Here is an 8235-nt window from a genome sequence, read left to right as displayed (position 1 = left end):
GTCACCCACCAGGCGCGGACGAGCTCCGCACGCTCCCGGGCACAAGGGACTGAGCTCATGCCTCCCATCCCGGAAACCGATGACGAGCATACGCGCAGTTGAACGGGCGGGGACAAGTTTCCCTTGTTGCCCCCACGCACCGTCATCCTGACGAAAGTCAGGACCCAGATCGCAAAGGGAGATTTTCGCCAGGCGGGCTCGGTCTGCGTAATGGCGATGTGCGGGATAAGTGCGCGATCGCGACCACCCGGCTCTATGAACCGGGCCCTGACTTTCGTCAGGGTGACGGTGTTTGGTGCGGCGCTCTCACTCTCTCTTCCAACCGCCTCACTTTTTCCCGGATGAAAGCCTGCGCAGGCAGGCTGCAGATCCGGGATCTACCGAAAGTCACTTCAAGCGATGTGTTTCCCGTCGATCCCGGCGCTTCCGCCCGGCTTTCGCCGGGCTTCCAGCCGGGAAAACGGGAGTGTTTGGCGGGTTGAGTGTGGCGTTGGCACCTCGTCTCCCTTGACGGGGAGAAGAGGAAAACTCAGCGCTTGCCGGTGATCTGGCGTTCGGCGCGTTCCTTTTCGACGCCGGGCAGGTGGGCATCGAGATAGGCTTCCACGTGGCGCTGCAGCTCTTCGAGATGGTCGGAGAAGAGGTGGTTGGCGTCGGGCACGACTTCGGTGGTGATCTCGATACCCTTCTGGACGCGCACCTTGGACATCACGCGCTCGACATCGTCGGCCGGCACGATCTTGTCGGCGCCGCCATGGACGATGATGCCCGAGGCCGGGCAGGGGGCGAGGAAGGTGAAGTCATACATGTTGGTCGGCGGCGCGACCGAGATGAAGCCGGCGATTTCCGGGCGGCGCATCAGCAGCTGCATGCCGATCCAGGCGCCGAAGGAGTGACCGGCCACCCAGCAGAAGCGGGCGCCCTGGTTATACCCCTGCACCCAGTCGAGCACGGTGGCGGCGTCGGACAATTCGCCCAGGCCCTGGTCATAGCTGCCCTGGGAGCGGCCGACACCGCGGAAATTGAAACGCAGCGTCGCGAAACCGCGCTTGCGGAACGCGTCGTACATCATGTCGACGGTGGGATTTTCCATATTGCCGCCGCCCAGCGGGTGGGCATGCAGTATCAGCGCAATCGGGGCGGTCGGGTCTTCGCTCGGGCTGTAGCGCCCCTCAAGCCGGCCGGCGGGGCCGGGAATGATCACGTCAGGCATTCACACTCGCCTTTTTGGTCGTTCCAGTTCGCGTCCTGCAAATATGCGGCAATTCGTCCATTGCAACGCGGCGGACGGCAGCCCATATTCCTGACTGTTCTACTCGGTTATTGGCCGAGCGCCGCATTTGCGAAGCCCGTCCGTTCCGGAAAGGCGGGTCTTAGCATGATCGGCACGCGGGATGCGAGCGTTTAAGGAGGTAAACGCATGAAGCTGAGCACAAAGGGACGTTACGCCGTCATGGCGATGGCCGATCTGGCCCTGGCCAGCGAGGACGGGCCTGTGACGCTGAGCGACATCGCCTCGCGCCAGTCCATCTCGCTGTCCTATCTGGAACAGCTCTTCGCCAAGCTGCGCCGGGCCGATATTGTCTCCTCCATCCGCGGTCCCGGCGGTGGTTACCGTCTGAGCCGCAAGCCGACGGAAATCCGCATCTCCGACATCATCGTCGCCGTCGACGAGCCGCTGCGCGCCACACGCTGTTCCAGCGCCAAGGGCTGCCTGGCCGACGGGCGCCGCTGCATCACGCACGATCTGTGGGACGAGCTGGGCCGGCACATCTATCTCTTCTTGTCATCGATAACGCTGGAAGACGTGCTCGAACGGCGCCTTCTGGGCGCCGCGAGCGGTGCCCTGGGCCGCATGGAACGGCCCAAGCCTGTTGCCGAGCCCGCCACGGTCTGAGCCGATGCGGACATATCTCGACCATAACGCGACCACGCCGGTGCGACCGGACGTGATCGAGGCGGTGGCGCACGCCATGCGCCTGACGGGCAATGCCTCCTCGGTGCATGCCGACGGGCAGGCCGCGCTGCGCCTCGTCGAGACGGCGCGGCGCCAGGTGGGCAAGGCGCTGTGTGCGCGGGCCGAGGATGTGATCTTCACCTCCTGCGGCACCGAAGCGCTGAACCTGGCGCTGCACAGTGCGATCCGGGCCGGCGGCGCAGGCCGCATCCTGCATTCGGCCATAGAGCATGAGGCCGTCGCCGATACCGCGAAGGCTTCCGGCCTGCCGGTCGAGGAAATTCCCGTCACGGCGGCCGGCCTGGCCGATCTGGGCTGGCTGGAAGACCGGCTGGGCCATTGGGACCCGGCGCGCGACGGCCGTCCGGTGCTGGCGCTGATGCTGGCGAATAACGAGATCGGCACGATCCAGCCGGTCGCCGAAGCCGCCGCCCTGGTGCGCGAGCATGACGGTCTGGTCGTGGTCGATGCGATCCAGGCCGTGGGCAAGATCGCTGTCGATTTTGCCGGTCTGGGCGCCGACTACATGGCGATTTCGGCCCACAAGTTCGGTGGCCCGCAGGGCGTGGGCGCGCTGATTGCGGCCTGCAACGCCCCGCTGGAGCGGCAATTGCGCGGCGGTGGCCAGGAAAAAGGACGCCGTTCGGGCACGCTGAATGTCGCCGGTATTGCCGGGCTTGGCCTGGCGATCGAACAGGCTGTGGCCGGACTGGACGATTTCGCGCGCCTGGCAGACTGGCGCGATGCCATGGCGGCCGGGTTGAAACAGGCCGCACCGGATATCCACATCCCGGGCGAGGGCGCGCCGCGCCTGCCCAACACGCTCGGCATCGCGGTGCCGGGATGGAAGGGCGAGACCCAGGTCATGGCGCTGGATCTGGCGGGTTTCTCCGTCAGCGCAGGCTCGGCCTGCTCGTCCGGCAAGGCACACGGATCGAAGATCGGCAACGCAACCGGGCTGGACGCGGATGCATCGCGCGGCTTCCTGCGTGTCTCGCTGGGTTGGAATTCGACGGCGGATCAGGCAGACGCCTTCGTGAAAGCCTGGAGCGAGGCTCACGGGCGCGCCCGACCCGAACATTCAAACGCATTGAAGGCGGTGAGCTGACATGGCTGCGGTCAAGGAAACCATTGAAGACGTCAAGAAGCTCGAGGCCGACAAGTACAAGTACGGCTTCACGACGGATGTCGAACAGGAATTCTCGCCCAAGGGTCTGGACGAGGAGACTGTGCGCTATATCTCGGCCAAGAAGGGCGAGCCGGCCTGGATGACCGAATGGCGCCTGAAAGCGCTCGAGCGTTTCTTCCAGATGAAGGAGCCGGACTGGGCGAAGGTGAAATACCCGCCGATCGACTTCCAGGACATCTATTACTACGCCGAGCCGAAATCCGGCGCGAAATACGACTCGATCGATGATGTGCCGGAAGAAATCCTGGCCGATTTCGCCAAGCTGGGCATTCCGCTGAAAGAGCAGGAAGTGCTGCTGGGTGTGAAGGGGTCGGAGAACCGCGTCGCCGTCGATGCCGTGTTCGACTCGGTGTCCGTCGTGACGACCTTCAAGGCCGAGCTTGCCAAGGCGGGTGTGATCTTCTGCTCGATCTCCGAGGCGCTGCGCGAGCATCCCGAACTGGTGCGCAAATATCTCGGCTCGGTCGTGCCGGCGTCGGACAATTACTTCGCAACGCTGAACACGGCGGTCTTTTCCGACGGTTCCTTCGTCTACGTGCCGCCGGGCGTGCGCTGTCCGATGGAGCTGTCGACCTATTTCCGCATGAATGCGGAAGGCACGGGCCAGTTCGAGCGCACACTGATCATCGCTGACAAGGGGGCCTATGTCTCCTATCTGGAAGGCTGCACGGCGCCGATGCGCGACGAGAACCAGCTGCACGCGGCTGTCGTCGAGCTGGTTGCCCTGGACGATGCCGAGATCAAGTATTCCACCGTCCAGAACTGGTGGCCGGGCGACGAGAACGGCAAGGGCGGCGTCTACAATTTCGTCACCAAGCGCGGCGATTGCCGGGGCAGGAATTCCAAGATCTCCTGGACCCAGGTCGAGACCGGTTCGGCGATCACCTGGAAATACCCGTCCTGCATCCTGAAGGGCGAGAATTCGCGCGGCGAATTTTATTCCATCGCCGTCACCAACGGACATCAGCAGGCCGATACCGGCACCAAGATGATCCATCTGGGCAAGGGCTCGACCAGCCGCATCATCTCCAAGGGGATTTCCGCGGGCCGGTCCGACCAGACCTATCGCGGTCTGGTCTCGATCCACGCCAAGGCGGAAGGCGCGCGCAATTTTACCCAGTGCGACAGCCTGCTGATCGGCGATCAGTGCGGCGCCCACACCGTGCCCTATATCGAGTGCAAGACGCCAAAGGCCGTGCTCGAGCACGAGGCGACGACGACGCGCCTGTCCGAGGACCAGCTCTTCTATGCCCGCCAGCGCGGGCTGGATGAGGAGGCCGCCACGGCGCTCCTCGTCAACGGTTTCGTGCGCGAGGTCCTGCAGGAACTCCCGATGGAATTCGCCGTGGAGGCCCAGAACCTCCTCAAAGTGTCTCTCGAAGGCAGTGTCGGCTAGATTTTGCGAGAAAAAACAATGCTCAAGATAGAAAACCTCCACTGCAAGGTCGAAACTGCCGATGGCGAGGAGAAGCCGATCCTGAAAGGGCTCTCGCTGGAGGTCCCGGCGGGCGAGGTGCATGCCATCATGGGGCCCAACGGGTCCGGCAAGTCGACCCTGTCCTATGTGCTGACCGGGCGCGAGGGCTATGAATGCACCGCCGGGTCGATCGAGTTCCAGGGCGAGGAAATTTCCGAGCAGGCGCCCGAAGAGCGCGCCGCGAAGGGCCTCTACCTCTCCTTCCAGTATCCGGTGGAAATCCCGGGCGTGCCCACCATCACCTTCCTCAAGGAAGCCCTCAACGCCCAGCGCAAGGCGCGCGGCGAGACGGAGGTCTCTGCGCCGGAATTCATGAAGCTGATCCGCGAGAAGGCGAAACAGCTCGGCGTGTCGATGGACATGCTGAAGCGGGCGGTGAATGTCGGCTTTTCCGGCGGCGAGAAGAAGCGGATGGAAATCCTCCAGGCGCTGGTGCTGGAGCCGAAATTCCTGATCCTGGACGAGACGGATTCGGGCCTCGATATCGACGCGCTGAAAACGGTGTCCGACGGTGTGAATGCCCTGCGGGCGCCTGACCGCGGCATGCTGGTCATCACCCACTATCAGCGCCTTCTGGACCATATCACGCCGGACCGCGTGCACGTCATGGCGAACGGCCGGATCGTGAAGTCCGGCGGTCCCGAGCTTGCCAACGAGCTCGAGGCGGAAGGCTATGACAAATATCTCGGCGAGGCGGCGTGACCGATGACGGCGCTACTCACCCATACACCGGCCGAAGAAGCGCTCATCGCGGCTCTGCAAGGCGCCACCGGCTGGCGCGCGCAACTGCGCGAGGCCACCCGCGAACAGGGCCTGCCGACCAAGCGCAACGAGTTGTGGAAATGGTCGGACCTGCGGCGCGCCGCCAATGACGTGTCTGCTGCCGGCGAGCTTGTCGTCGACGGGCTCGAAGCGGCGGTCCTGCGCCCGGATGACGGGGCACGGCTGAACCTGACGCTGACGGCGAAGCCGGGTGCCAGCGCGGCCGATGCGGAAATCACCGTGCCGGCCGGCCACGCGGTGACGCTGGTCGAGCACTACCGGGCCGAAGCCGGGGCGCTGGGCAACTGGCATCTGAAAATCACGCTGGAAGCGGGCGCGCGGCTCGACCGTGTGTGCATTGCCGCCGATGCGCCGGACGGTGTCTTCGTGTCGTCGGCCGAGATCGTGCTGGCACCGGGCGCGGCCCTCAATCAGCGCACGCTGGATTTCGGCGCCAGGCTCTCGCGGATCGAGACGCATATCACGCATCCGGGCGAGGGCTCGCAAGTGGATCTGGGCGGGGTCTATCTGCTCGACGCCAAACACCATGCGGACACGACGACGGTCGTGCACCACACGGGGCCGGGCGGCCAGACGCGCCAGCTGGTGAAGGGTGCTGCGGCCTCGCACGGCCATGGCGTCTTCCAGGGCAAGTTCATCGTCGACCGTGCCGCCCAGCAGACCGATGCGCGCATGACGCACCGGGCGCTGATGCTGGACGACCGCGCCGAGATCGACGCCAAGCCGGAACTGGAAATCTATGCCGATGACGTGCAGTGCGCGCACGGCAATGCGCTGGGCGCGATCGACGAGACGGCGCTGTTCTACATGCGCCAGCGCGGCCTGCCGGCGCCGAAGGCACGGGCACTGCTGATCGAGAGCTTCCTGGCCGAGCCGCTGGACGGCATTGCCGATGAAAGCCTGCGCGAGACCCTGAAGGGCGAACTGCGCAACCGGCTGGAGGCGCTGTCGTGACCGATAGGATCGTTTCAGTCGTGGTCTCGCGCTTGACCTCCCTCTCCCTTGGGAGAGGGATTGAGGGAGAGGGGGAAGACATCGCCCTTCGAACTTTCAGCGCGGCCACCGGGATTTCCCCCTCATCCGCCCTTCGGGCACCTTCTCCCGCGGGGAGAGGGGGATGTTTGCCGGCTGGAGGGGCCGCATGACAGTCCACAAGAATATTCCCGCCAGCCTCAATATCGACGCCATCCGCGCCGAATTCCCGATCCTGCAGCGCGAGATCAATGGCCGGCCGCTGGTCTATCTGGACAGTGCGGCCTCGGCACAGAAGCCGGAATTCGTGATCGAGAGCGTGGCGGGCGTCTACCGGGCCTCCTACGCCAATGTTCACCGCGGCCTTCACACCCTGGCGAACGAGACGACCGAGGCCTTCGAGGCCGCGCGCGAGGATGTGCGCCGTTTCCTCAATGCCAAGAGCGCGAACGAGATCGTTTTCACCCGCGGCTCGACAGAGGCGATTAACCTTGTTGCCCACACTTTCTGCCAGATGCTCGCCCCGGGCGACGAGATCATCATCAGCCGGATGGAGCATCACTCCAATATCGTTCCGTGGATATTGCTGAGTGAAAAGAACGGCTTCGCCCTCAAATGGGCGGATGTTACAGAGGCCGGTGAGCTCGATTACGAACAATTGGCAGGCCTGGTTAATGACCGGACCCGCCTGATCGCGATCACCCACATGTCCAACGTGCTGGGAACGGTCAACGATATCGCCCGGATCCGGGCGATCCCGGGCGTGGCGGAGATTCCGCTGCTGCTCGACGGCTCGCAGTCTGCGGTGCATCTGGCGGTCGATGTGCAGGCGCTGGACTGCGACTTCTTCGTCTTCACCGGTCACAAACTCTACGGCCCGTCAGGTGCCGGCGCGCTCTACGCCCGCGGCGACTGGCTCGACCGCCTGCCGCCCTATATGGGCGGCGGCGAGATGATCGCCGACGTGTTCGAGGACCGCGTGACCTTTGCCGACGTACCGCACAAGTTCGAGGCGGGAACGCCGGCGATTGCCGATGTGATCGGTCTGGGCGCAGCGATCCGCTGGGTCGAACGCCATGACCGCGTGGCGGTGATGGAGCACGAGCGGGCGCTGATGGACCGGGCGATGACCGGGCTGGCGGAGATTGACGGTCTCACCGTGATCGGGACGGCGCAGGACAAGGGCGCCATCATCTCCTTCCACATGGAGGGCGCACATCCGCACGATGTCGCCCAGATTCTCGACAAGTACGGCGTGGCCGTGCGGGCCGGCCACCACTGCGCCCAGCCGCTGATGCGCCGTCTGGGGCTGAGCGCCACGGCGCGCGCCTCCTTTGCGCTCTACAACACGTTCGAAGAGGCCGATGCGTTTGTCGACGCATTGAAAAAGGCCCGCAAGTTTCTCATCTAGGCTTTGAAATGACACAGACTACAGACCGGGACATGATCGATCTGTCCGCGCCGCGGACGCCCGCCAAACCGGCCACGCCGGCCGAGGTGGCCGCTTCCGTGTCGCCGCCGGCCGGCGCGATTCCGCAGGACGAGCTGGCGCGCATCACCGATGATGTCGTCGCCGCGCTCAAGACGGTGTATGATCCGGAAATCCCGGTCGATATCTACGAGCTCGGCCTGATCTACAAGGTCGATCTGGAAGACGACCGGACCCTGAAGGTGGAAATGTCGCTGACTGCGCCGGGCTGTCCGGTGGCGGGCGAGATGCCCGGCTGGGTCCAGGAGGCCGTGGAGAAGGTCGACGGGGTCGAGCGCGCCCTGGTCGAGCTGACATTCGAACCGCCCTGGACGCCGGACCGCATGTCCGACGAGGCGCGGCTGGCGCTGAACATGTTCTAGACGCAA

General features: G+C 64.7%; 8 protein-coding genes. 7 read left to right on the top strand and 1 reads right to left on the bottom strand.

The genetic code is table 11. From position 1 onward, the window contains the following. Nucleotides 1-529 precede the first annotated feature (529 nt). Complete coding sequence (locus PKE71_RS09910) at nt 530-1213, bottom strand: alpha/beta hydrolase (protein WP_271186808.1); 684 nt, start codon at nt 1211-1213, stop codon at nt 530-532. 207 nt (nt 1214-1420) lie between these two features. Here PKE71_RS09910 and PKE71_RS09905 point away from each other — a divergent pair, with 207 nt between their 5' ends. The 7 genes from PKE71_RS09905 to PKE71_RS09875 all read left to right on the top strand — a co-directional run bounded on the left by PKE71_RS09905 (nt 1421) and on the right by PKE71_RS09875 (nt 8229). Beyond that, nucleotides 1421-1897 carry an Rrf2 family transcriptional regulator gene (locus PKE71_RS09905; protein WP_271186807.1) on the top strand — a complete coding sequence of 159 codons (477 nt, stop codon included), beginning with the start codon at nt 1421-1423 and terminating at the stop codon, nt 1895-1897. Between the two features lie 4 nt (nt 1898-1901). Continuing rightward, nucleotides 1902-3065 (top strand): cysteine desulfurase family protein, encoded by a 1164-nt coding sequence (locus PKE71_RS09900; protein WP_271186806.1) that lies wholly within the window; start codon nt 1902-1904, stop codon nt 3063-3065. Nucleotide 3066: 1 nt separating this feature from the next. Further along, nucleotides 3067-4542: a Fe-S cluster assembly protein SufB gene (gene sufB, locus PKE71_RS09895; RefSeq protein ID WP_271186805.1), complete on the top strand. Its 1476-nt coding sequence runs from the start codon at nt 3067-3069 to the stop codon at nt 4540-4542. 18 nt (nt 4543-4560) lie between these two features. Beyond that, entirely contained in the window at nt 4561-5325 is a 765-nt protein-coding gene (gene sufC / locus PKE71_RS09890) for a Fe-S cluster assembly ATPase SufC (protein WP_271186804.1), read from the top strand. 3 nt (nt 5326-5328) lie between these two features. Then, the gene (gene sufD / locus PKE71_RS09885; protein ID WP_271186803.1) at nt 5329-6360 is read left to right on the top strand and encodes a Fe-S cluster assembly protein SufD; all 1032 of its coding nucleotides are present in this window, start codon (nt 5329-5331) and stop codon (nt 6358-6360) included. A 187-nt stretch (nt 6361-6547) separates the two neighbouring features. Then, nucleotides 6548-7789, top strand: a complete 1242-nt coding sequence (locus PKE71_RS09880) for a cysteine desulfurase (protein WP_271186802.1) — start codon at nt 6548-6550, stop codon at nt 7787-7789. 8 nt (nt 7790-7797) lie between these two features. Beyond that, nucleotides 7798-8229, top strand: a complete 432-nt coding sequence (locus PKE71_RS09875; RefSeq protein ID WP_271186801.1) for an SUF system Fe-S cluster assembly protein — start codon at nt 7798-7800, stop codon at nt 8227-8229. Nucleotides 8230-8235 lie beyond the last annotated feature (6 nt).

This window comes from Maricaulis virginensis, assembly GCF_027922185.1.
Classification (GTDB): Bacteria; Pseudomonadota; Alphaproteobacteria; order Caulobacterales; family Maricaulaceae; genus Maricaulis; species Maricaulis virginensis.
Note: the sequence above shows the minus strand (reverse complement) of the source record. Positions and strands in the feature narration are given on the sequence as shown.